Below are 23,436 nucleotides of genomic sequence, written 5' to 3' on the forward strand. Positions count from 1 at the left end.
TCGCAGCAGGAGGTCACAATGCAATTAGATGAACAACGCCTGCGTTTTCGCGATGCTATGTCCAGCCTGTCGGCTGCGGTCAACGTCATTACCACCGAAGGCGAAGCCGGCCGCTGCGGTATCACCGCGACGGCGGTGTGCTCGGTGACCGATACGCCGCCGTCGGTTATGGTCTGCATCAACGCCAACAGCGCCATGAACCCGGTGTTCCAGGGGAACGGCAAACTGTGTATTAACGTGCTGAACCATGAGCAGGAAGTGATGGCCCGCCACTTCGCCGGGATGACCGGCATGGCCATGGAAGAGCGCTTCAGCCTCTCCTGCTGGCAAAAAGGGGCGCTGGGACAACCGCTCCTGAAAGGATCGCTGGCCAACCTTGAAGGTGAAATAAGCCAGGTACAGACCATCGGTAGCCACCTGGTCTATCTGGTTGAGATCAAAAACATCGTCCTGAGTCAGGAAGGCCACGGGCTGATTTACTTCAAGCGCCGTTTCCATCCGGTGATGATGGAGATGGAAGTGGCGGTCTGATTCGCTCGCTTTCTCTCTGATTCACATTTCCCTCCCCTCCGCGGGGAGGGAAGAACCGCAAGAATACATGTGATCTCAATCACATATTGCCGTTCTGCTCATTTCCTGCCCAACCGCTTATCCTGCCAAGTGACCGCTCAGCCCCCCATATAACCACTCACAAACTTACCCAACTTTACGCGGCCAGCGTTCTGGCAGAATGCCCTCTGACAGAGCAATCAATACCTCCGCAAACATTACTCAACCTTAAACGGTTTCGGCCAGTTATTAATCAAAAAACCGGGTCTACTATGGACACAAAAAAACTCTTTAAACATATACCCTGGGTGATTCTTGGAATCATCGGGGCATTTTGCCTCTCGGTCGTCGCCCTGCGCCGCGGTGAGCACGTCAGTGCCCTGTGGATTGTCGTGGCGTCGGTTTCCGTCTATCTGGTGGCCTATCGCTACTACAGCCTGTACATCGCCCAGAAGGTGATGAAGCTTGACCCCACGCGCGCGACGCCGGCGGTCATCAACAACGATGGGCTGAACTACGTTCCTACCAACCGCTACGTGCTGTTCGGCCACCACTTTGCCGCTATTGCCGGGGCAGGTCCGCTGGTCGGCCCGGTGCTGGCCGCGCAAATGGGCTACCTGCCCGGCACCCTGTGGCTGCTGGCGGGCGTGGTGCTGGCGGGGGCAGTGCAGGACTTTATGGTGCTGTTTATCTCCTCGCGCCGTAACGGGTCATCCCTCGGGGAAATGATCAAAGAAGAGATGGGGCCGATTCCGGGTTCTATCGCCCTGTTTGGCTGCTTCCTGATTATGATCATCATCCTCGCGGTACTGGCGCTGATCGTAGTAAAAGCGCTGGCAGAGAGCCCGTGGGGCGTCTTTACCGTCTGCTCAACCGTGCCGATCGCGTTGTTTATGGGGATCTACATGCGCTTCCTGCGCCCCGGTCGCGTGGGCGAAGTGTCGGTGATTGGTATCGTGCTGCTGGTGGCCTCTATCTATTTCGGCGGTGTGATTGCCCACGACCCGTACTGGGGCCCGGCGCTGACCTTTAAAGACACCACCATCACCTTCACCCTGATTGGCTATGCGTTTATCTCCGCGCTGCTGCCGGTATGGCTGATTCTGGCACCGCGTGACTACCTCGCGACCTTCCTGAAAATCGGCGTTATCGTCGGCCTGGCGCTGGGGATCGTTATCCTCAACCCGGACCTGAAAATGCCGGCAGTGACTCAGTACATCGATGGTACCGGTCCGCTGTGGAAAGGCGCGCTGTTCCCGTTCCTGTTTATCACCATCGCCTGTGGTGCGGTCTCTGGCTTCCACGCGCTGATCGCATCCGGCACTACGCCGAAGCTGCTGGCGAATGAAACCGACGCCCGCTTTATCGGCTACGGTGCCATGTTGATGGAGTCCTTTGTGGCGGTGATGGCGCTGGTCGCAGCCTCTATCATTGAACCGGGCCTCTACTTTGCGATGAACACCCCGCCGGCCGGTCTGGGCATTGTGATGCCGAACCTGCACGAAATGGGTGGCGAAAATGCGGCAATGATTGCTGCGCAACTGAAAGAAGTCACCGTGCATGCGGCGGCAACCGTCAGCTCCTGGGGCTTCGTCATCACCCCTGAGCAGATCCTGCAAACGGCGAAAGATATCGGCGAACCGTCGGTACTGAACCGCGCAGGTGGCGCACCAACGCTGGCCGTCGGTATCGCCCACGTGTTCCACAAAATCATCCCGATGGCGGATATGGGCTTCTGGTACCACTTCGGTATTCTGTTTGAAGCGCTGTTTATCCTCACCGCACTGGATGCCGGTACCCGTGCCGGTCGCTTTATGCTCCAGGATCTGCTGGGTAACTTCGTGCCGTTCCTCAAGAAAACCGACTCGCTGGTGGCCGGGATTGTCGGCACCGCTGGTTGCGTAGGCCTGTGGGGTTATCTGCTGTATCAGGGCGTTGTCGACCCGCTCGGCGGCGTCAAGAGCCTGTGGCCGCTGTTTGGTATCTCGAACCAGATGCTGGCAGCCGTGGCGCTGGTGCTGGGTACCGTGGTGCTGGTCAAAATGCAGCGTACTAAATACATCTGGGTCACCGTGATCCCAGCCGCATGGCTGCTGCTGTGCACCACCTGGGCGCTGGGTCTGAAACTGTTCAGCACCAACCCGCAGATGGAAGGCTTCTTCTTTATGGCTCAGCAGTACAAAGAGAAGATTGCCGCCGGCGGTGAACTGAGCGCGCAGCAGATTGCCAACATGAACCATATCGTAGTGAACAACTACACCAACGCCGGGTTAAGCATTCTGTTCCTGGTGGTGGTTTACAGCATCATCTTCTACGGCATCAAAACCTGGATCAACGTGCGTAACAACAAAGTGCGCACCGATAAAGAGACGCCGTACGTACCGGTACCGGAAGGTGGCGTGAAGACCTCTTCGCATCACTAACCCCTCATGCCCGGTGCAGCTGATTGCACCGGGTTTTATCTTTATATCCAATGGATTTCGGGCGGTATCAAGGCGGTAACGCAGATGCCGCCCGAAAGACAAAAGGGTATATCTGGATGGCACTATGTTTGGTAACTTGGGTCAGGCAAAAAAATACCTCGGTCAGGCGGCGAAGATGCTGATTGGCATTCCGGACTACGATAATTATGTCGAACACATGAAAGCCACCCATCCGGATAAGCCGTACATGACCTACGATGAATTCTTTCGCGAACGCCAGCAGGCCCGCTACGGCGGTGACGGCAAAGGTGGCGTGCGCTGCTGTTAAATGGAGGCAAAATGGCACCGATTGCAGTGACCCTGTTGACCGGCTTTCTTGGCGCGGGAAAAACCACCCTGCTGCGCCATATTCTCAATGCACAGCACGGGTTTAAGATTGCCGTCATTGAAAACGAATTTGGTGAAGTCGCGGTAGACGATCAGCTGATTGGCGACCGCGCCACCCAGATCAAAACCCTGACTAACGGCTGCATCTGCTGCACCCGCTCGAACGAGCTGGAAGATGCGCTGCTCGACCTGCTCGACAGCCGCGATCGCGGCGAGATTGATTTTGACCGGCTGGTGATTGAGTGCACCGGCATGGCCGACCCCGGCCCGATTATTCAGACCTTTTTCTCCCATGAGATACTGTGCGAGCGCTATCTGCTGGACGGCGTGATTGCGCTGGTGGATGCGGTCCATGCGGATCAGCAGATGAGCCAGTTCACCATTGCCCAGTCGCAGGTGGGCTATGCCGACCGTATTCTGCTGACCAAAACCGACGTCGCAGGCAACAGCGACGCCTTACGTGAACGGCTGACGCGCATCAACGCCCGGGCGCCGATATATACCGTCACCCACGGTGATATCGATCTGAGCCTGCTGTTTAATACTAGCGGCTTTATGCTGGAAGAGAACGTGGTCAACAATAAACCGCGCTTCCACTTTATGGCTGATAAACAGAACGACGTCGCCTCTATCGTGGTCGAGCTGGATTACCCGGTCGATATCAGCGCAGTCTCCAGGGTAATGGAAAACCTGCTGCTCTCTTTCGCCGAACAGCTGATGCGCTATAAAGGGATGCTGTGGGTTGATGGCGAGCCGAACCGCCTGCTTTTCCAGGGCGTCCAGCGCCTGTACAGCGCCGACTGGGACCGCCCCTGGGGTGACGAAACGCCACACAGTACGCTGGTGTTTATCGGCATTAATCTGCCGGAAGAAGAGATCCGCGCGGCGTTTGCCGGCTTGCGTTGATAACCGCTCACAACCTGCGGCAGCTATCGTGGCTTCCGGGCGAATATCGCCCGGTCATCGCGATCCGGTAATCTCCTCTTTGGGCAGGCCGGTAATTCGCAGAACCCTCTCCAGCGCAAGTCCTTCCGCCAGCAGGGTGCGGGCAATACGCACCGCTTCCGCACGCTGGCCTTCGAGCCGCCCTTCAAGCCGCCCTTCCTGCTTTCCTTTTCGGCGTCCTGCTTCACGAAGTCTTTCCGCAATCGTCATCAGCTCCTCCTTGTGTTGCGGTACCCGTCGGGCAAGTTCCTGAATAAACTGGCCAAAACGGCGAGTATCGCCGGAATACACCAGGTAATTAAACAGCGTTTTCAACTGGCTGTCATTAGTATATTCCTTAACCAAGGGACGAAAAGTTACCACGACTCTACCTGCCAGCAAGCCTTAATACACCTCACCGTTTCAGGGTTTGCGAGCCGGGCTGGAAACGCTTTTTCCCCGGCGGTAATCACGGCATATTTTCTGCAGCCTGCTCGCAGATATTCACCAAAACAGACCGAAGACAGCCCCGGGCAGGCGTGCTATAAACGAGCCATCCCCTCAGCACAGGAGCGTGCCGTGAGCCACACCCGTGATATTGCGCAGACCTTCTGGCGCGACGAGACACTGCCCTGGCTGGAGCTGCGCAGCACCCGGCATAGCCGTCAGGCCTATAAACGCCATCGCCATCCGCAGCTGTCGCTGGGGGCCATTATCGCCGGGGAAACCTGCTGCCAGTGCGACGGGCAAACGTATCTGCTGCAGCCGGGCGATCTGATCGTTATCCCGGCCGACGCTCCACACAGCTGTAACCCGTGCGACGGTCGGCCACGCAGCTACCATATGTTGTATCTCGACGTGACGTGGTGCCTGCAGCAGCTGCCGCCTCTCCCGCGCCAGACGCAACTGCATGCGCCGCAACCGGTGATCCGGGACCCTCAGCTTTTCGAGCGCTATCAGCAGATAGTGACCCTGATGACGCAGCAGCAAACGGCAGAGCTGCCCGCGCTGGTGGCGCAATTGCTTCGCTCGCTGCCGCTGTCCCCCACCGACGTGCCGCCGCTGCGCGACACCAGCTCGCAGCTTTTTCATCGCCTGGCGACTGACCCGCAAGCCCCGCCTTCACTCGATGTCCTGGCCCACGAGTTCGCCCTGCGTAAAGAGACGCTGATCCGCACCTTCAAGCAGGATACCGGCCTGACGCCCGCCAGTTATATGAACATGACGCGCATCGAATTTGCCAAAGCGCGGCTGCGCGCCGGGGATGAGATCGCCGACGTCGGCTATCAGGCCGGTTTTGCCGACCAGAGCCACTTCCATAAAACCTTTGTCAGCTATACCGCCGCCACCCCGCGTCAGTACGCCGCAAGACCGATCAATATCAAACAATAAGTCATGTTTTCTCTGACGTAGGCTGACCACTGATTTGTTCAGAGGTCGCTATGGATATGTTAACGTCGCTTTTCCCGCCCGCCTTTCCGGCGCTGGCGCTCTCCCACTTCGTTGCCCTGCTCAGCCCAGGACCCGATTTCTTTTTGCTGATGGGTTACGCCCTGCGCTATCGCCTGCGCGGCAGCGTCGGCCTGTGCCTTGGCATCGCCGTCGGCAACGGGCTGTACATTGTGCTGGCGATTATCGGCTGGGGCGTACTGCGTCAGGCTCCGCTGCTGTTTACGGTGGTTGAACTGCTGGGCGCGGCCTACCTGCTGTGGATTGGCCGCCAGTTGCTGAAAAGCGCCCCGGCCACTCTGGAGTGGCAGGCCGCGCGCGCTTGCCGTCCCTCGCCGGGTAAACAGCTGCTGCTGGGGCTGGGTTCATCGCTGCTCAATCCCAAGAACGTCCTGTTTTATCTGGCATTAATGACCTCGCTGCTCGGTCCCGATGTCACCTTGCTCCAGCAGACAAGCTGCGGCATCTGGATGGTCAGCGTGGTGCTGATATGGGATCTGTTGCTGGTCTCGCTGATGGCGCTGGGGCCAGTCCAGCATCGCTTATCCGGCGTGATCTGGCGCGTCGAGCGGACGGCGGGCGCGGTCCTGACAGGTTTTGGCCTGTGGATTGTGTGGCAGTTTTTGCACGAGTCCGCCGTCAGGTTATATGCTTAAAGCCTATGGAAAAACTCGCTGAACTGAAACGCGCCAAACTGCTGGCGCTGTCGCTACTGCTGATTGCGGTCGCCATTTTTATCACCACGCTGCTGCTGCCACCGACGCCGTGGGTCAGCGCGCTGAAGGCTGTCTCCGAAGCGGCGATGGTCGGAGCGCTGGCCGACTGGTTTGCGGTGGTGGCGCTGTTTCGCCCGATTCCGCTGCCGTTTATCTCCCGGCATACGGCGATCATTCCCCGCAACAAAGACCGGATCGCCGATAACCTCGGCTATTTCGTGCAGGAGAAGTTTCTCGATACCCCATCGCTGGTGGCGCTGATCCGCCGCTATGAGCCGGCCCTGATGCTCGGCAACTGGTTCAGCCAGCCGGCAAACGCCCGGCGGGTGGGCCATCACCTGCTACAGGTGATGAGCGGTTTTCTGGAACTGACCGACGACGCCCGCATTCAGCGCCTGCTGCGCCGGGCGGTGCATAAGGCCATCGATAAGGTCGACCTGACGCAGACCAGCGCCATGATGCTGGAGGGATTAACTCGCAATAACCGCCATCAGAAGCTGCTGGACTCGCTGATTTCCCAGCTTATCGCCCTGTTACAGCGCGACAGCTCGCGCGCCTTTGTGGCCCGCGGGATCGTCCGCTGGCTGGAGACCGAACACCCGCTGAAGGCCAAAATCCTGCCCACCGAATGGTTGGGCGAGCACAGCGCTGAAATGGTCACCGATGCGGTGAATACGCTACTCGACGAGGTCACCCAGGATCGCAGCCATCAGATCCGTCAGGCCTTCGATCGGGCGACGTTGAAACTGATCGACAACCTGAAAACCGATCCGCTGATGGCGGAAAAAGCGGAGAACATGAAGGCCTGGCTGAAAAATGATGAGACCTTTAACCGCTATCTCGGCGAGGTATGGGCCGACCTGCGGGCATGGATTAAAAACGATGTCAGCAGTGATGACTCGCGGATCCAGCAGCGGATTGCCGATGCCGGGCAGTGGTTCGGCGAGACGTTAATCCATGATGAGGCGCTGCGCGAATCGCTGAACGAACACCTTGAGCAGGCGGCCCATCGGGTTGCTCCGGAGTTCGCCACCTTCCTGACCCGTCATATCAGCGATACGGTGAAGAGCTGGGACGCGCGGGATATGTCGCGGCAGATTGAACTCAATATCGGCAAAGACCTGCAGTATATCCGCATCAACGGCACCCTGGTCGGCGGCAGCATCGGCCTGGTCCTGTGGTTGCTCTCGCAGATCCCGGCGCTGTTCCTGCATTAAGCGACCAAAACGGTGGCCCCGCCGCGCTGGCAGGGCCCTGCAGTTAGCCGATGCGGGTAAAGCCAGCATCCAGATCGGCAATCAGGTCATCAACATCTTCCAGCCCGATATGTACCCTGATCAGCGTCCCGCTGAAATCAACATCCCCGGCCGGGCGAATGCTGTTCAGCTCCTCCGGCTGGTTCGCCAGAATCAGTGACTCAAACCCGCCCCAGGAGTAGGCCATATGGAACAAGGTAAAGTTATCGAGAAACGCCGCCAGTTGCTCGTCGGTCAGCCGTTTTTTCAGGATGAAAGAGAACAAACCTGAACTGCCCGTGAAGTCACGTTGAAAACAGGCGTGTCCGGGGCATTCGGCCAGCGCCGGGTGATTCACCCGAGCCACCTCCGGTCGCGCCGACAGCCAGCGCGCGATCTGGATGCTGCTCGTTTCATGTTGTTTAAGACGCACCGCCAGCGTGCGTAACCCACGGCTGCCGTTATAGGCAGTGTCGGCATCCAGCGTCTGGCCCATCAGGTAGGAGTTTTCGCGTAAACGATCCCAGCAGCGGGCGTTGGACACCGCCGTCCCCAGCATCGCATCCGAATGGCCAACGATGTACTTGGTGCCTGCCTGAATAGAGATATCCACGCCGAGATCCAACGCCCTGAACAGCACGCCTGCCGCCCAGGTGTTATCGATCATGATGACGATCTCCGGATTCACCGCGCGGATCGCTTGCACCATGCCCGGTACATCCTGTACTTCCATGGTGATCGAGCTGGGGGACTCCAGAAAGACCACTTTCGTTTCAGGGCGCAGCAGGCGAGTAATGTCTGCGCCGATCAACGGATCGTAATAGGTGGTTTCTACGTTGAATTTGCTGAGGATCTTATTGCAAAAATCCTGCGTCGGTTCATAGGCCGCGCCGGTCATCAGGATATGGTCGCCGCTTTGTACAAACGCCAGAATGGCATTGGTCACCGCCGCAGCGCCACACGGATAAAGCGCGCAGCCCGCGCCGCCTTCCAGCTCGCTCATTGCCTGCTGAAACGCAAAATGGGTGTAGGTCCCGCGGCGGCCGTAAAACAACTCGCCGTTGGCACGATTGGCGGTGGCGAATTTTTTGTCTTTCACCGTCTCAAAGACCAGTGAAGAGGCGCGCTGGATAACCGGATTCACCGCGCCCTGGGTGTAGCGCTTGTCGCGTCCGGCGATAACTAACTGCGTGTCGAGTTTGAGTTTCTTGTTCATAACGTCTCCTGTGACATCCTTTTATCCGTGGGCAAATTTATGCGGCAGCCGCCGTGGAATTCAGCTCAGTGTGTGCCTGCTTTTTTCCGGCGAAGCGCTCCACAATTTGCGCGGCGTTCAAATCATGAATTACGTTGATCAGGGTAGCCGGGGCATCGGTGATGGTGCCGAGCACCACCAGCATCGGGATCGCTTCCATCGGCAGTCCCAGCGTGGTGACAATAAAAATTTCCCCGAGGAAGGCCCCGCCCGGCACACCGCCGACGATGATGGCGGAAAGCACGGCGATCAGCATGGTCAGGAAGAAGGTTTCGGTGGTGAATTCCATCCCCAGCACCGAATAGATAAAGACGATCTTCAGCGCGGCAATCATCGCCACCCCGCCCTTATTGAGATTCACCAGCAGCGGAATAGAGACATCGACGATTTCCGGGTTAATGCCCATCGCTTTACCGGCGCGCAGCGTGACGGGCAGCGTCCCTAATGAGGAGCAGGTTCCGAGCGCGGTCGCAGAAGGTTCCACCGCATTGCGCCAGAACGCCTTCACTGCCGGTATGCCGCCCCCGATCCAGGAATATAAAATGGACCCGAAGATAAAATAGACCAGCGTGGCCACCATAAACAGGCCAATCGCCCGCGCAAAGGTCAGCAACAGCCCGGAATCCTGGCTGGCCATCGTCGCGGCGAAGTAGCAGCCGAGGCCGATTGGCGCGACTTTCATAATGATCGAGACAATCTTCATAATGACGGTATTGGCATCTTCCAGCAGCGAGGCGATGCGTTTACCCGCCTGCTCAGATTGCCCAATGGCGACGCCGGCAATAATCGCCATCACGATCAGCGCCAGAATATTGGACTTCGAAAACAGCCCAATAAAATCGCTGGTGGTAATCATGCTGACAAAATCCATCTGCCCGCTGCCCGCCTGTACCGACTGCGAGAGATCGATAGTGACGCCCTGCGCCGGGTTGTACCATAACGCCAGCGCCACGATACCTGCTGCCGGAATAAACGCCATCGCGATCGAGACAATAAAGATAATCGCCATAATACGCCCCAGCCTTTTCAGGTCGGTCATACTGGCAATCGACGACATCACGCTGATACCCACCAGCGGAACAATAATCATAAATAACAGGTTGAGGAATATCTGACCTATCGGTTGCAGTTTACCAGCCAGCCCCGGGGCGTAAATACCTGTCAGGCCGCCAATCACCAGAGCAATTAATAAAATAATAGAAGATTTGTAGGGTTCGAGTCGTGACCACATAACCGGTACCTTTAATTAAAATTATATTGATGAGATGAAATTCACAAAGTAATAACTTTCTGGGCCGCCTCCTTTTATTTTGTGATGCAACTCACTTAACTTGTTATTTTTTCATTTTGCCAGCAAGTTGTTTCCTGTGATTCAATAGTCACATGATTTACACGCGAATGTAACGGCTCATTCGTACCGTTTTTGCAAATCACTTGTGAATTAAAGGAAAGAATGAGCAATCCTGTCTCGTTAAAGCACCTGGAGTTTTTTATTAAGATTGTCGACTGCGGAGGACTATCAGAAGCCGCCGCACAGCTTAACGTCTCCCCCTCGGCGGTCAGCAAAAGCCTCTCCGCGATGGAAGATACTCTGGGAACCACCTTAATTAAACGCACCACCCGCAGTATTACCCTGACCGATGCCGGGCAATATTTGTTTAATCGCGCCAATAAGTTACTAAAAGAGTTTGATGACACCTTAAATACCACCTCCGGCTATTATCACAGTCCGCAGGGTGAATTACGTATTACCTGTTCTATTGCCTTTGGTTACTCCCGGTTGGTCAACCTGGTGGATAAATATCGTCAGCAATATCCCGATGTGAATCTCTATATCGATTTGAACGATAATTTCGTCAATCTCAATGACACCGATTTTGACATCGCCTTACGTATTTCCACCGCCCCGCCGCAAAACTACGCCATGCGCAAGCTGGTCCCCATCCGCTGGGCCTATTGCGCATCGCCAGGCTACCTTGCGAAGAAAGGCATGCCCGTAAGACGCAGCGATCTGGTGAATCATGACTGCCTGGTGTACCCCGGTCTGACGCCAGTCCTGAAGGTGGCCGATGAGCAGGATCGTCTGCATCAGCTGAAGCTGCACATGCCGATCCAGGCCAACAGCAGCCTGGTGCTCTTAAAATCGGTCCTTGAAGATCAGGGTGTGGCCTACCTTCCTACCTATTTGATCGGCGATCATATTCAGAAAGAAGAGGTCACGCCGCTGATCCTCGATGGCACCATTACCTGCGAAACGCATACCCTGTATGCGCTCTATTTCCCCAGCAAATACAGCAATCCTAAGGTACGATCGTTTATCGATTTTCTGGTGGCAGAATTAGGCCCGGTGCCGGCATGGGACAGTTGGATCCCGCACTAGCGCCAGCCTCCTGCGATCCGTATTTTATGGTGACTTCAGACCCCTTTTAAGGAGCTAAAAATGGCTGACATCAACCTGACCTCCGCCGAACGCGACCTGTTACGCGAAAAGCTATGCGCCTACTGCGAAAAGAATTTTGACCTTGAACTGGAGCAGTTTGACGCAGAATTCTTTGTCGATTTTATCGCGAAAGAGCTGGGGCCAATGTTCTATAACGCCGGCATTGAAGAGGCGATTCGCACCCATGTCGCCTACAGCGAACGCATTCAGGAAGAGATGGATTTGAAAAAAGTCTATTAGCGCGATGGCGCGATAGCTCGACATGGGCGGGAGATCAACAAACACACACTATTATCATGGTTATAATGCGAACACTTTCATCATCTCCCGTGTACGGGGAAGGAAAACCATGTCGCTTATTACCGACCTGCCCGCCATTTTTGATCAGTTCTCCGAAGCCCGTCAGAAGGGCTTTCTTACCGTGATGGAACTCAAAGAGCGCAATATTCCGCTGGTGGGGACCTACTGCACCTTTATGCCCCAGGAGATCCCGATGGCGGCGGGCGCCGTCGTTATCTCGCTGTGCTCCACCTCCGACGAAACCATCGAAGAGGCGGAAAAAGACCTGCCGCGCAATCTCTGTCCGCTAATTAAAAGCAGCTATGGCTTTGGCAAAACGGACAAATGCCCCTACTTCTACTTTTCGGACCTCGTGGTCGGCGAAACGACCTGCGACGGCAAAAAGAAAATGTATGAATACATGGCGGAATTTAAAGCGGTCCACGTGATGCAGCTGCCAAACAGCGCCAGCGATGCCGCTTCCCGCGCGCTGTGGAAGGCGGAAATTGTGCGTTTGCAGCAGGCGGTGGAAGCGCGTTTTGGCACGCCGGTGACTGAAGCAGCGTTGCGTGAAGCCGTCGCGCTCAAGAACCGCGAGCGCCGGGCGCTGGCGAATTTCTACCGCGTCGGGCAACTGAATCCGCCCGCGCTCAGCGGCAGCGACATACTGAAAGTGGTCTACGGCGCGACCTTTCGTTTCGACAAAACGGCACTGATCGACGAGCTTAACGCCATGGCTGAGCAGGTTCGTCAGCAGTGGCAGTCTGGCAGCACACGGCTGGCGCCGCGCCCGCGGATCCTCATCACCGGCTGCCCGATTGGCGGCGCGGCCGAAAAAGTGGTGCGCGCCATCGAAGAGCATGGCGGTTGGGTGGTCGGCTTTGAAAACTGCACCGGCGCCAAGGCCACCGAACGCTGCGTGGATGAGACCGGCGACGTCTACGACGCCCTGACCGACAAATACCTCGCCATCGGCTGCTCCTGCATCTCGCCCAACGACCAGCGCTTGACCCTGCTCAGCCAGATGGTCGAGGAGTACCAGGCGGATGGCGTCGTGGACGTGATTTTACAAGCCTGCCACACCTATGCGGTGGAATCGCTGGCGATTAAACGCCACGTCCGCCAGCAGCACAACATTCCCTATATCGCGATTGAAACCGACTATTCAACGGCTGATATCGGCCAGCTCAGCACCCGCGTCGCGGCGTTTATTGAGATGCTCTAAGGAAGGGTTGTGGTGTTTACAGTAGGTATTGATTCAGGTTCCACGACGACCAAAGGCATCCTGTTGGCTGACGGCGTGATTCAGCGCCGTTTCATCTGCCCGACGCCGTTTCGCCCCGCCGACGCCATTGTCGACGCGTGGGAGGCCCTCAGCGCCGGGCTGGCCGAACGCCCTTTTTTGACCTTAACCGGCTACGGCCGCCAGCTGGTGGATTTTGCCGATAAGCAGGTGACGGAAATTTCCTGTCATGGGCTTGGAGCGCGTCTGTTGGCTCCGGCAACCCGCATGGTGATTGATATCGGCGGTCAGGACAGCAAGGTTATCCAGTTAGATGACGCCGGCAATCTCAGCGATTTCCTGATGAACGACAAATGCGCGGCGGGGACCGGGCGCTTTCTCGACGTCATTTCCCGCACCCTCGGCGCCAGCGTGGAGCAACTGGATACCATCATCGAGGACGTCGCGCCTCACGCCATCACCAGCATGTGCACGGTCTTCGCCGAATCGGAAGTGATCAGCCTGCGCTCGGTGGGCGTTTCGCCGGAAGCGATTCTTGCCGGTGTGGTTAACGCCATGGCCAGACGCAGCGCCCATTTTATCGCCCGGTTGTCGACCGAGGGGCCGCTGCTGTTTACCGGCGGCGTCAGCCACTGCGCGACCTTTGCCCGCATGCTGGAAAACCATCTCGGCATGACGGTGCACCGCCACCCGGATGCCCAGTTCGCCGGCGCCGTGGGCGCCGCCTGCATCGGCCAGCGCCAGAGGCGGCAACGATGACGGCGCATCTGTTTTTATTCCATTCGACGGTGGGCGTGGTCCGGACCCGCAAAGCCCTGCAGGCGGCGGACATCCCCTTTCAGGTGCAGGATATTCCGCGCCAGCTGCGCAGCGGCTGCGGGCTGTGCATCCTGCTGCATTGCCCACTGGGGGAAGAAACCCGCTGGGTTATCCCCGGCCAGACGGCCGCCATTTATCGCCACGATGACGACGAATGGCGCTGTGTATCGACCTGGCCGGCCTGAAGCTATTCGCTGAAGATAAAACGCGTCGGGGCAAAGCAGTTGAGGATGCGGTGGACCAGAAAGACCAGCGTCAGGGTCACGATCAGCGATGTCGTCACCGAAGTGATGCGGTAGAGATCGCTGAAGATCAGATCCTGGTCCGGATGCAGGTTCTGGCCGAACATAATCCCGATGGTGGTGATACTGGCAAAGCCCACCCCGGCGCCGACCTTTTCCATCACATGCAGGCGGGCGCTAAAGGCCAGGCCCAGGCCAATCAGCGGCATCATCAATACCATATGGTTGCTGAAATCGTAGATAAGCAGCTGCACCACCAGGATATAAAGGCAGGAGAGCACCACCCCCACCACACGCCACACCGAACTGATCACCGCGCCGCGATAGTGCATCGGGAATAAAATCAGGATCCCGGCCATCAGCGCCGAGAGAGAATCGCTAAGATCGCACATCTGGAAGACCACAAAAATCAGGGTCGCAACGGTGCCGGAGAGGAGCGATTCGTGGCGCACGCGGGCGGCATCTTTCTCGATCCTCGGCGGCGGCTTACGCGGTTCGACGTCGGGGATCAGGTAATTCATCAAGGCGCTGAGCGCCACCGCCATCACGCAGGCTTCCATATTCGAGAACAGCAGCGTGTGCCAGTTGCTGCTGGTATAGCTCATAAAGTTGAGCATGGTGCTCTGACAGACCACGCCCATCGACCCCAGCAGGAACAGCGGACCCTGGCTCATAAAGCGAAAACGCATCACGTAGAGGCCAAACACCACCAGCGTCATAACAATCGGCCATTGCGACAAATAGCCGACGATCAGCACCATTTCAACGCAGTTCACCGCCGCACTGAAGATAAACTGCCTGGCGACGTGCCGGTTGAATACCGGCACCAGCGACAGCAGCATCAGCGGGTAGACCACGAAGAAAACGCCGTACTGCACGTCGTAGAAGGTCGATATGCTCAGCGATATCATCCCGGCAAAGGCGATACGCAGCGTCTGGCGGAAATCATTCGCCGTGTAGACGATATTGCCGTGCGGGGTGAAGACGCGCGCCAGCGTATTAATAGACATAATGCAGCAGGCTCACCAGATGGATCTGTAGGCCAGCAAAGGTGCGGGCGAACGGCCCGTCGCTGTTGTAGAGCTGTACCGTGGCTCGCGCACCGGTCGGCAGCGCTTTCTCCAGCGGCGCATCGAGGGCCACATGAATACGCATACGTTGGGCATCACGCACCCAGCGCGTGGATTGCTCCGGCTGCGAGAGCTGGCCGTTGACCTCTTCCTGACCGGCTAAAATCCCGGCGTCGCTGCTGGTAACGTGTGCCGGAAACACCTTGCCCGGCAGGGCGTCAAAGACCACGGCGGCATCGGTATCTACGGCGGTATGGCGCAGGCTTTTTTCGCGGAAATCGGCGACGATATCGGTATGGTTGCTGACCAGCGCCAGCAGCGGCGTGGCGGCCGTGGCATACAGGCCCGGATTGAGCTGCAGGTTGCTCACCATCCCGTCCGTTTCCGCATGGACTTTACTCCAGCCCAGATTGAGCTGCGCCTCTTCCAGCGCGTTGCGGTATTTTTGCAGCGTCACGTTACGGCTATCGTCGCGCTCTCCGCGCTGGATCAGCAGGTTCTGAATGCTGGCATTCAGCGCGCTGACCGATTGCTCGCTGGTCTGCCAGGTGGTGCGCACCTTATCCAGATCCGATTGCGAGACGTTTTGCATGGTGCTCAGGCGCTGATAGCGGTCAAGGGTCACTTTATCGTTGCGGGCGGTGTATTGCGCCGTGCGCAGGTTGGCACGCGCGGCGGCAATCTGCGCATCCAGCTGCTGGTTACTCAGCTTCGCCTGTTCAAAGGCAATCTGCGCGGCCTGGACTTTGTTGATAAACGGCGTGGGATCCAGCTCATAGAGCAGATCGCCTTTTTTCACCTGGCTATTGTTGTGGACATAGACCTGGGATACGTAGCCGGAGACCCGAGGCGATACCGGCGTCACCACCCGCATCACGGTTGAATCCGGCGTCAGCGGGATCCAGATATCGGCAACAATAAACCAGGCGAATATGGCAAGGAAAGCGGCAATACTCACCCTTACCCAGCGGGCAAACTTTTGTTCTGGCGTCATCATAGTGTGTTAGATCTTGTTATCTTCTTCGCGGATTGTCCGCAAATTGCAGGCGATTTGATTTAATGTGGCACTGAAAGTCTCGAGGTCAGCCTCGGGAATGGTGCGGGTGACGCGGGCCTGATAAACCTCAATCACGCGGTTCAGCGTTTCCAGCGTCGAGCGACCTTCCGCCGTGAGCGTCAGCAGACGTATGCGTTTGTCATAGGGAGAGGTTGAACGCACCAGGTAGCCCTGGTTTTCAAGCTGCGTGAGGGTGCGCATCAGCGGCGGCAGTTCAATGCCCTGCACTTCCGCCAGTTCGCTGACCGAAACGTTGCACCCCAGTTGATGCAGCTGCATCAGTACCGTCCAGCTTGACTGAGTCAGGCCGGTATCGGTGATGGCAGCGTCGATGGTCGCACGCCACTGGCGTACTACCATCGCCATCCGCATCCCCATCGGGCGGCGGGCGAACAGTTCGTCTTCGGTCATGTTTCTTTCCTCAGTAAGCTGAGAAGAAAATAATACTTATCAGGGTAAGTATCAAGAAACAGCCGACATGGCAGCATCAATTGATAAATATTGTGAATGCATTCGCGCCGCCATCAGGGAATCCCCCGATGGCGCTACGCTTACCGGGGGGACCAGCCAGATCGCATTTTTTAATTGACCTGATCCCGCCGCAATCCTACGTCCTTCAGCTGTTCGTCGCTCATTCGCTGCAATACCCGCCGCGTTCTCTGCCTGATCCACCATTTTCTGATCATCCGCCCCATCAAAATGAAGCCGATAAACGGCTGTCTTGCCCGGTTCTCATGAAATTCCATACTCCACCTCCTCACCTTGCCAGAGGCTTTATCTTCACGGATCCGAGGCCCAACAATACAGATGCACAAAACACTTTTCTTTAACATACAGATTGGCTAAAACGGTATCTGCGTGGCGTTTTCTCCACCCATCTGTACTGGTTTATTTATCTGTATGGCGACAACAAGGGATACAGCATGACGCGTTACCAACATCTGGCCAATCTGCTGGCGGAACGTATAGAACAAGGTCTGTATCGCGACGGCGAAAAGCTGCCTTCGGTGCGCAATCTGAGTCAGGAGCACGGCGTCAGCATCAGTACCGTCCAGCAGGCCTACCAGACCCTGGAACAGCAGCGGCTGATCACCCCGCAGCCTCGCTCCGGCTATTTTGTCGCCCCGCGTAAGGCCCAGCCGCCGGTGCCGCCGATGTCGCGTCCGGTGCAGCGCCCGGTCGAGATCACCCAGTGGGATCAGGTGCTGACCATGCTCGACGCGCGTAATGACAAATCGATAATTCCGTTCGGCGGCGGCTCACCGGATGTCACCCAGCCCAGCCTGAAACCACTCTGGCGCGAACTCAGCCGGGTGATACAGCATAATCTCAGCGAAGTGCTCAACTATGACGAACTGGCGGGGCGTCGCGAATTGCGGGAACAGATTGCCCGCCTGATGCTCGACGGTGGTTCCGTGGTCACCGCCAACGATCTGATAATGACCAGCGGCTGCCACAACGCCCTGTCTCTGGCCCTGCTGTCGGTGTGCCAGCCCGGTGATATCGTCGCCGTCGAATCACCCACCTATTACGGCACGATGCAGTTGCTACGCGGGCTGGGGATCAAAGCCATCGAGATCCCGACCGATCCGGACAGCGGGATCAGTATCGAAGCGCTGGAACTGGCGCTGGAGCAGTGGCCGATCAAAGGGGTGATCCTGGTGCCTAACTGCAACAACCCGCAGGGGTTTATCATGCCGGATGCCCGTAAACGCGCGATCCTGACCCTCGCTCAGCGCCACGATATTGTGATATTTGAGGATGATATTTATGGCGAACTGGCCACCGATTACCCGCGTCCGCGTACGATCCATTCCTGGGATATCGACGGTCGGGTAATTCTCTGTAGCTCGTTTACCAAGACTATCGCACCGGGTCTACGCATCGGCTGGATCGCGCCGGGCCGCTATTACGATCGTCTGCTGCAGATGAAATACGCCGCCAGCGGTACCAACGTTCCCTCCACGCAGCTGGCGGCCTCCACCTTTATTCGTGAAGGACACTACCACCGCCACGTGCGGCGTATGCGCCAGATCTACCAGCGCAACATGGAGATTTACACCTGCTGGCTGCGGGAATATTTCCCCTGCGGGATCTGCGTCACCCGCCCGAAAGGCGGCTATATGCTGTGGGTGGAGCTGCCTGAACATGTCGATATGGTCTGCGTCGCCCAGCAGCTGTGCCGCATGAAAATCCAGGTCGCGCCGGGATCGCTGTTTTCAGCCTCAGGGAAATACCGTAACTGTCTGCGAATCAACTGCGCACTGCCGCCGGTTGAAAAGCACCGCGAGGTGATGGTCCAGTTGGGAATGGCGGTAAAAGTCGCGATGGAACAGGCGCCAGAATAAGGCTATCGCATATTGAACCCCGGTTGCGCTGCGCTTACCGGGGCTACAGATACCCCACCGTTGGTAGTTGGTAGCCCGGACAAGGCGCGAAGCGCCGCCTCCGGGGGACTGTGCCTACCGGGGCGACAGACACCCCGCCGTTGGTAGCCCGGACAAGGCGCAAAGCGCCGCCTCCGGGGAGTTGTGCTTACCGGGGTTACAGATGCCCCGCCGTTAGTAGCCCGGACAAGCTCCGGGGACAGGTTATTTCTTGTTAAGGTCGCGAATCATCGCTTCTCTTAAAATCGCGTTCAATCGCGTTTGATAACCTTTTCCCGGGCGTTTAAGCCACTCCATCACATCGGCATCAATGCGCACCGAGGCCTGGGTTTTTAGCGGCCGATAGAATTTACCGCGTACCGCATCTGACCACTGCTCATCATCTGAAGCGGGAATGTCGCTGTAATCAATGTCATCATCCGTTTTGTTTGCCAGCGCGTTAAGCTCAGCTTCCCGCTGGGCCGTCATCACAGCCGGATTATCGCCTTTATGTTTAACCACGCTCATAACGATTCCTCTCTTTGCTGTCGGCCTTCCGGGCACTGATTATTCGAACAACCTCGGAACCACTTTCAAAACGGATCGAGTGCGCAACCAGGATAACGATGATCCCATGAACAAGGCCTATGGTTTGCCACCGATATTCACCGTTTTCATAACGATCCTGGCGGGTGAGATGGCGCGGATCGTCAAAAACCAACATCGCTTCCTCAAACCGGATCCCATGTTTTCTTAGATTGCTCGTTGCCTTGTTTGCATCCCATTCAAACTCTAAAGGCATAACATCCGTCCTGGTTGTATATACGAAAAAGTATATACAATTATCTGGCGATTATACTGTTCGTGTTGGAAATAACCTCACATTTACATCATGGAAAGTGTAAAGATGCCCCGCCGTTGGTAGCCCGGACAAGGCGCGAAGCGCCGCCTCCGGGGAGTGGCGCTCACCGGTTCTGCCGCGACGTGCTTCCCTTCACTCGTCAAAAAACACCATGCCTTTATAGGGCTGCTCGCGACACGCCGCCAGGCGCTGGGTAAGGCTGCCGACGTGCAGCTCCAGCTTGTGGCCGTCGGGGTCGAGGAAGTAATGCGATGCTCCTTCGCTACGGTTCACCTTCCACACCGCCACGCCCGCCACCTCCAGTCGCGCGGCAAACCCGGCGAAATCGGCTTCGGCGACGCTAAATGCGTAATGGGTGTAGTCGCTCTTTTCCGGTGGGGTCACACGCCGCTGCGGGTCCAGCGACAGGCACAGCCACAGATCGCCGCAGGAGAGATAGGCGCCGTTGTCCCAACGGGCGTGCAGTTTCATCCCTAACAGCTGCTGATAAAACACGATGCTCGACGCCAGTTCGCTGACCGCCAGGGTCAGATGATTCAATCCGCTTAACATGACTTATCCTCTCATGACCTCACAATCTGCTGGCGCAGCCAGCGCATCAGCCTGTCCAATCCATTCCTCTCCACCAGCATAAAGCGGAAATATGGCAGCAAAATAAACAGATATTGATAATGCCGCAGATATCACCGTGATTTATATGACGATTTGTGAGCCTCCGCGCAATAACGACAATCCACGTCATCACGCTGGCCCTCATCTTGATCGCTATCAAGAATAATCATACCGTCTGGTCGGTATGATCCCGCCCATGAATACGGAAACTCAGCATCGGAAAAAAGATCCCGCGCGTCTGCATCAGCAGCTGCTGGAATCGGCGGCAATGATTGCCGGCAGGGATGGCATCGCCTCGCTCTCGCTGAACGCCGTCGCGCGCGAGGCCGGGGTCAGTAAAGGCGGGTTGCTGCATCACTTCCCCAACAAGCAGGCGCTGATCTTTGCCCTGTTCGCCCGCCTGCTGGCCATTATGGAAGAGGCTATTTCAGAACTGATGGCGGCAGATAATCTCTCTTATGGCCGCTTTACACGCGCTTATCTGCACTATTTGTCCGCTCCCGAGCTGACCGGAACCCACGAAAGCCGTCAGCTGATGGTGCTGTCGCTGGCCATGCCGGATGAGCCGGTACTGCGAAAATGCTGGCGTGACTGGATGCTGGCCCACCTGGCACAGGGCGATGCGCTGGATAACAGCCACACTGGTACCCTGGTGCGCTATGCGGCAGACGGCATCTGGCTGTCAGAGCTGACGGAGGGACCAACCATGAACGCCGATCATCGCCAGTCGCTAGTGAGCGATCTGACGAGAATGACGCTGCCGGCGTGAGGCTGTCGCGCCAGACTGATAACAACATAGCCTGATGAGACAGGCGCTGAGATCGAGGCCGCGATGCGCTACAACATCAATGCCAGTCTGATTTATGATGCAACGGACGGCACCCTCACCCTCCCGGGGAGCAATGAACCAGACAGCCAGTTGTCCATCACCGCCAGCGCGCTGCTGTACTATTTTCTGTGCCACACCGGCGTTATCAGCCGCAATGAGGTCTTGAAAAAAGTATGGGATGACAACGGGTTAACCTCATCCAACAGCAACCTCAACCAGTATCTGAGCATGCTGCGTAAAACCTTCCGCCACTACGATATCGATAACATCATCGTCACCGTGTCGCGCGGCATGTTGCAGCTGAATCCCGAGATCACCATCGACCTCATGGACGCCGCGCCGGCGATACCACCAGCAACGACTACCGCCGCTGCTGAGGTGAATCACGTGCCAGATGCGCAACCGCCCCTACAGCCCGGCACACCGCTGGCAGAAACACAAAAAACGCCCCCGCCGGGCCATCGCCGGGGGACCTGCTGGTACCTTGCCGGCGTCTGCCTGCTGGTCATCGCCCTGCTGCTGGTGATAAGCGCTTTCGTCGGCCATGCGCCGCCCCGGCCGATTACTTTGACCCAGATGCGCCATAGCCAGTGTGAGCTGCTGGCCAGTGACGAGATGCTGCGCTCCGTATCGGGCACCGCCTACGGCGCCAATTTTGATGAAGTGCGCCAACGGCTGAAGCTGGAGTGTAAGCCCGGCGAACGCTTTGTCTTTTTCTACGGCGACAGGCTGGAAACCAACGGCCTCGGCCGGGTGTTCCTCGCCCACTGCGCCATGCATGAAGACAACCCGTTCAGCTATTGCGATAACTATTTCTACTACTCCTGGAAGCCGCAATGAAACTCGCGCCACGCTCCTTCTTCGCCTTCTCCGCCCTGGTGTTTATCGCCGCCGCCGGCGTCAGCACCTGGAAACTGCTGCCTGTAGAAAAAGAGGGCGTGATGAGCTGCTCGACCAAAGCCATCATGCGTTTCGAGAACATGGATAAAGAGAACGTTAACGGCAATATTCATTTCAATTTTGCCGCCGGCGGGAAAGGCTCAATGGTCGTGGAGGGTTATACCGACTCCGCCGCCGGCTGGCTCTATCTGCAACGCTACGTCAAATTTAACTACAGCAGCCAACGCATCTCCCCCACCGAGCGTCACTACCGCATCAGCAAGTGGGAATCCAGCGCCTCATCCATCGACGAGTCCCCGGACGTTATCTTTGCCTACTTTATGCGTGAGATGTCCGACAGCCATGACGGCCTGTTTCTCAATGCCCAGAAGCTCAACGAGAAAGCGATCCTGCTCAGCTCCATCAATTCGCCGCTGTTTGTCTGCACCCTGAAATCCGGCAGCCAGCTCGATTAATCCCGCCACGCAATATTGCTCGCCGCCCCGCGTCCGAAAAGCGCACTTTTTGCTTTCAGCCTCCGCGAAAAAACACGATCATAGCCACACTTTAAAGAGGGTTAAATTACCCCTCCTCCGCAATAAATTAGCATCCCGTTAACATTCCCCATCGCCCGCTTCTGCGAAGCAAAAACCGCCATATCCAGCGCCAAATCCTTCACGACAAATCAGCACAAACAGATAAATACAGCGTTCGCAAACGCTAAATAGCAGAACAAAAAACTAAAAACAGCCGCCTGGTGAATTTAAATTTCACTTATCTCCCTACGCCCTATAGTGACTTTCGAACGCCGCTACCGCGTGTTGACGCCGTTACGCGGACGGTTTTCCCGAATCACAAAACCTGTTCTGGAGGAAATCACCATGGGTGATGCATTGGGGCTTATTGAAACCAAAGGCCTGGTGGCCTGCATTGAAGCGGCGGATGCGATGTGCAAGTCCGCCAACGTCGAGTTGATTAGCTATGAAAACATCGGCTCCGGGTTGGTCACCGTCATGGTGAAGGGCGACGTCGGCGCCGTCAAAGCCGCGGTCGATTCCGGCGTGGAATCGGCGCAGCGCATCGGCGAGGTGGTGACCTCGCTGGTTATCGCCCGTCCGCATAACGACATCAACAAAATCGTCATTAAACACAAGGCTTAAGGCCGGGAGAACGCAAATGGGTGATGCATTAGGTCTGATTGAAACCAAAGGTCTGGTGGCCTGCATTGAAGCGGCAGATGCGATGTGCAAAGCCGCCAACGTCGAGCTGATTGGCTATGAAAACGTCGGCTCCGGGCTGGTCACCGCGATGGTGAAAGGCGATGTCGGCGCGGTCAAGGCGGCGGTGGATTCCGGCGTGGAGTCCGCACAGCGCATCGGGGAAGTGGTGACCTCACTGGTTATCGCCCGTCCACATAACGACATCAACAAAATCGTCGCGCATTACAAAGTCGCGGAATAACGGGAGACAACATGATGAAAGAAGCACTTGGTCTCATTGAAACCAAAGGTCTGGTGGCCTGCATTGAAGCAGCAGATGCGATGTGCAAAGCCGCCAACGTCGAGCTGATTGGCTATGAAAACGTCGGCTCCGGTCTGGTCACCGCGATGGTGAAAGGCGATGTCGGCGCCGTTAACGCTGCCGTTGACTCCGGCGTGGAAGCGGCCAAACGCATCGGCGAAGTGGTCACCTCTCGCGTCATTGCCCGCCCGCACAACGATATCGAAAAAATCGCGTCGCAGCACAAGGCATGACCTGACAGGGCGCGCCCCGTCCCCACTCTTTTCGTCTGATGAAGGA

The 23,436-nt window shown here is 57.0% G+C and carries 27 protein-coding genes and 2 pseudogenes; 19 read left to right on the forward strand and 10 right to left on the reverse strand.

All coding sequences use genetic code 11. The features are described from left to right. Positions 1–18 precede the first annotated feature (18 nt). The 4 genes from EDF82_RS22240 to yjiA all read left to right on the forward strand — a co-directional run bounded on the left by EDF82_RS22240 (position 19) and on the right by yjiA (position 4,265). Positions 19–531, forward strand: a complete 513-nt coding sequence (locus EDF82_RS22240) for a 4-hydroxyphenylacetate 3-monooxygenase reductase subunit (RefSeq protein ID WP_123757657.1) — start codon at positions 19–21, stop codon at positions 529–531. A 290-nt stretch (positions 532–821) separates the two neighbouring features. After that, positions 822–2,972 (forward strand): carbon starvation CstA family protein, encoded by a 2,151-nt coding sequence (locus EDF82_RS22245; RefSeq protein ID WP_123757658.1) that lies wholly within the window; start codon positions 822–824, stop codon positions 2,970–2,972. Between the two features lie 124 nt (positions 2,973–3,096). Then, positions 3,097–3,300 carry a YbdD/YjiX family protein gene (locus EDF82_RS22250; RefSeq protein ID WP_123757659.1) on the forward strand — a complete coding sequence of 68 codons (204 nt, stop codon included), beginning with the start codon at positions 3,097–3,099 and terminating at the stop codon, positions 3,298–3,300. Between the two features lie 11 nt (positions 3,301–3,311). After that, entirely contained in the window at positions 3,312–4,265 is a 954-nt protein-coding gene (gene yjiA, locus EDF82_RS22255) for a GTPase (RefSeq protein ID WP_123757660.1), read from the forward strand. 54 nt (positions 4,266–4,319) lie between these two features. Here the strand turns inward: yjiA and EDF82_RS22260 are convergent. After that, positions 4,320–4,631: pseudogene (locus tag EDF82_RS22260) on the reverse strand (ISNCY family transposase); the annotation flags it as partial. A gap of 231 nt (positions 4,632–4,862) precedes the next feature. Here EDF82_RS22260 and EDF82_RS22265 point away from each other — a divergent pair. The 3 genes and pseudogenes from EDF82_RS22265 to EDF82_RS22275 all read left to right on the forward strand — a co-directional run bounded on the left by EDF82_RS22265 (position 4,863) and on the right by EDF82_RS22275 (position 7,665). Further along, positions 4,863–5,691 (forward strand): annotated as a pseudogene (locus EDF82_RS22265) (AraC family transcriptional regulator). Between the two features lie 34 nt (positions 5,692–5,725). After that, a complete protein-coding gene (locus EDF82_RS22270; RefSeq protein ID WP_123757662.1) occupies positions 5,726–6,388 on the forward strand; it encodes a LysE family translocator in 663 nt (220 codons plus the stop codon). A 5-nt stretch (positions 6,389–6,393) separates the two neighbouring features. Continuing rightward, positions 6,394–7,665 carry a DUF445 domain-containing protein gene (locus tag EDF82_RS22275; protein ID WP_123757663.1) on the forward strand — a complete coding sequence of 424 codons (1,272 nt, stop codon included), beginning with the start codon at positions 6,394–6,396 and terminating at the stop codon, positions 7,663–7,665. Positions 7,666–7,708: 43 nt separating this feature from the next. On the opposite strand, the gene metC is transcribed toward EDF82_RS22275, so the two are convergent. Continuing rightward, on the reverse strand, positions 7,709–8,899 hold the full coding sequence (gene metC / locus EDF82_RS22280; RefSeq protein WP_123757664.1) for a cystathionine beta-lyase: 1,191 nt from the start codon (positions 8,897–8,899) through the stop codon (positions 7,709–7,711). A gap of 37 nt (positions 8,900–8,936) precedes the next feature. After that, positions 8,937–10,169 (reverse strand): dicarboxylate/amino acid:cation symporter, encoded by a 1,233-nt coding sequence (locus EDF82_RS22285; RefSeq protein WP_123757665.1) that lies wholly within the window; start codon positions 10,167–10,169, stop codon positions 8,937–8,939. A 222-nt stretch (positions 10,170–10,391) separates the two neighbouring features. Between EDF82_RS22285 and EDF82_RS22290 the strand changes: the two genes are divergently transcribed. From EDF82_RS22290 to EDF82_RS22310, 5 genes are all read left to right on the forward strand, one after another. Beyond that, the gene (locus EDF82_RS22290) at positions 10,392–11,318 is read left to right on the forward strand and encodes a LysR family transcriptional regulator (protein ID WP_123757666.1); all 927 of its coding nucleotides are present in this window, start codon (positions 10,392–10,394) and stop codon (positions 11,316–11,318) included. Positions 11,319–11,378: 60 nt separating this feature from the next. Further along, a complete protein-coding gene (locus EDF82_RS22295; RefSeq protein WP_123757667.1) occupies positions 11,379–11,618 on the forward strand; it encodes a DUF2164 domain-containing protein in 240 nt (79 codons plus the stop codon). Between the two features lie 109 nt (positions 11,619–11,727). Then, the gene (locus EDF82_RS22300) at positions 11,728–12,882 is read left to right on the forward strand and encodes a double-cubane-cluster-containing anaerobic reductase (RefSeq protein ID WP_123757668.1); all 1,155 of its coding nucleotides are present in this window, start codon (positions 11,728–11,730) and stop codon (positions 12,880–12,882) included. A gap of 9 nt (positions 12,883–12,891) precedes the next feature. Beyond that, the gene (gene yjiL, locus EDF82_RS22305) at positions 12,892–13,659 is read left to right on the forward strand and encodes a putative 2-hydroxyacyl-CoA dehydratase activator YjiL (RefSeq protein WP_123757669.1); all 768 of its coding nucleotides are present in this window, start codon (positions 12,892–12,894) and stop codon (positions 13,657–13,659) included. Next, the gene (locus tag EDF82_RS22310) at positions 13,656–13,904 is read left to right on the forward strand and encodes a DUF3343 domain-containing protein (protein ID WP_123757670.1); all 249 of its coding nucleotides are present in this window, start codon (positions 13,656–13,658) and stop codon (positions 13,902–13,904) included. The genes yjiL and EDF82_RS22310 overlap by 4 nt, the downstream gene beginning before the upstream one ends. Before the next feature lie 2 nt (positions 13,905–13,906). On the opposite strand, the gene EDF82_RS22315 is transcribed toward EDF82_RS22310, so the two are convergent. The 4 genes from EDF82_RS22315 to EDF82_RS22330 all read right to left on the reverse strand — a co-directional run bounded on the left by EDF82_RS22315 (position 13,907) and on the right by EDF82_RS22330 (position 16,834). Beyond that, the gene (locus EDF82_RS22315) at positions 13,907–14,971 is read right to left on the reverse strand and encodes a DUF2955 domain-containing protein (RefSeq protein WP_123757671.1); all 1,065 of its coding nucleotides are present in this window, start codon (positions 14,969–14,971) and stop codon (positions 13,907–13,909) included. After that, the gene (locus EDF82_RS22320; protein WP_123757672.1) at positions 14,961–16,028 is read right to left on the reverse strand and encodes an HlyD family secretion protein; all 1,068 of its coding nucleotides are present in this window, start codon (positions 16,026–16,028) and stop codon (positions 14,961–14,963) included. Before EDF82_RS22320 ends, EDF82_RS22315 begins: the two co-directional genes overlap by 11 nt. 6 nt (positions 16,029–16,034) lie before the next feature. Further along, positions 16,035–16,499 carry a MarR family winged helix-turn-helix transcriptional regulator gene (locus EDF82_RS22325; protein ID WP_123757673.1) on the reverse strand — a complete coding sequence of 155 codons (465 nt, stop codon included), beginning with the start codon at positions 16,497–16,499 and terminating at the stop codon, positions 16,035–16,037. 170 nt (positions 16,500–16,669) lie between these two features. Continuing rightward, positions 16,670–16,834, reverse strand: a complete 165-nt coding sequence (locus tag EDF82_RS22330) for a DUF1127 domain-containing protein (RefSeq protein ID WP_123757674.1) — start codon at positions 16,832–16,834, stop codon at positions 16,670–16,672. A 177-nt stretch (positions 16,835–17,011) separates the two neighbouring features. Here EDF82_RS22330 and EDF82_RS22335 point away from each other — a divergent pair, with 177 nt between their 5' ends. Next, positions 17,012–18,436: a PLP-dependent aminotransferase family protein gene (locus tag EDF82_RS22335; protein WP_123757675.1), complete on the forward strand. Its 1,425-nt coding sequence runs from the start codon at positions 17,012–17,014 to the stop codon at positions 18,434–18,436. A 243-nt stretch (positions 18,437–18,679) separates the two neighbouring features. Here the strand turns inward: EDF82_RS22335 and EDF82_RS22340 are convergent, their stop codons facing one another. The 3 genes from EDF82_RS22340 to EDF82_RS22350 all read right to left on the reverse strand — a co-directional run bounded on the left by EDF82_RS22340 (position 18,680) and on the right by EDF82_RS22350 (position 19,868). Next, complete coding sequence (locus EDF82_RS22340; RefSeq protein ID WP_123757676.1) at positions 18,680–18,982, reverse strand: BrnA antitoxin family protein; 303 nt, start codon at positions 18,980–18,982, stop codon at positions 18,680–18,682. Next, entirely contained in the window at positions 18,969–19,256 is a 288-nt protein-coding gene (locus EDF82_RS22345; RefSeq protein WP_123757677.1) for a BrnT family toxin, read from the reverse strand. The genes EDF82_RS22340 and EDF82_RS22345 overlap by 14 nt, the downstream gene beginning before the upstream one ends. Before the next feature lie 192 nt (positions 19,257–19,448). After that, entirely contained in the window at positions 19,449–19,868 is a 420-nt protein-coding gene (locus EDF82_RS22350; protein WP_123757678.1) for a FosA family fosfomycin resistance glutathione transferase, read from the reverse strand. 244 nt (positions 19,869–20,112) lie between these two features. On the opposite strand from EDF82_RS22350, the gene EDF82_RS22355 reads away from it, so the two are divergent. From EDF82_RS22355 to EDF82_RS22380, 6 genes are all read left to right on the forward strand, one after another. After that, entirely contained in the window at positions 20,113–20,697 is a 585-nt protein-coding gene (locus EDF82_RS22355) for a TetR/AcrR family transcriptional regulator (RefSeq protein ID WP_123757679.1), read from the forward strand. A 63-nt stretch (positions 20,698–20,760) separates the two neighbouring features. Continuing rightward, the gene (locus tag EDF82_RS22360) at positions 20,761–21,597 is read left to right on the forward strand and encodes a winged helix-turn-helix domain-containing protein (RefSeq protein WP_123757680.1); all 837 of its coding nucleotides are present in this window, start codon (positions 20,761–20,763) and stop codon (positions 21,595–21,597) included. Continuing rightward, positions 21,594–22,112: a FidL-like protein gene (locus EDF82_RS22365; RefSeq protein ID WP_123757681.1), complete on the forward strand. Its 519-nt coding sequence runs from the start codon at positions 21,594–21,596 to the stop codon at positions 22,110–22,112. The genes EDF82_RS22360 and EDF82_RS22365 overlap by 4 nt, the downstream gene beginning before the upstream one ends. A 405-nt stretch (positions 22,113–22,517) precedes the next feature. After that, complete coding sequence (locus tag EDF82_RS22370) at positions 22,518–22,796, forward strand: BMC domain-containing protein (protein WP_010634659.1); 279 nt, start codon at positions 22,518–22,520, stop codon at positions 22,794–22,796. 16 nt (positions 22,797–22,812) lie between these two features. Next, positions 22,813–23,097 carry a BMC domain-containing protein gene (locus tag EDF82_RS22375; RefSeq protein ID WP_041143877.1) on the forward strand — a complete coding sequence of 95 codons (285 nt, stop codon included), beginning with the start codon at positions 22,813–22,815 and terminating at the stop codon, positions 23,095–23,097. 14 nt (positions 23,098–23,111) lie between these two features. Further along, on the forward strand, positions 23,112–23,390 hold the full coding sequence (locus EDF82_RS22380; RefSeq protein ID WP_015585230.1) for a BMC domain-containing protein: 279 nt from the start codon (positions 23,112–23,114) through the stop codon (positions 23,388–23,390). The last annotated feature ends 46 nt before the right edge of the window (positions 23,391–23,436 follow it).

The sequence above is a fragment of the Klebsiella sp. BIGb0399 genome, assembly GCF_003752615.1.
GTDB lineage: Bacteria > Pseudomonadota > Gammaproteobacteria > Enterobacterales > Enterobacteriaceae > Klebsiella > Klebsiella lignicola.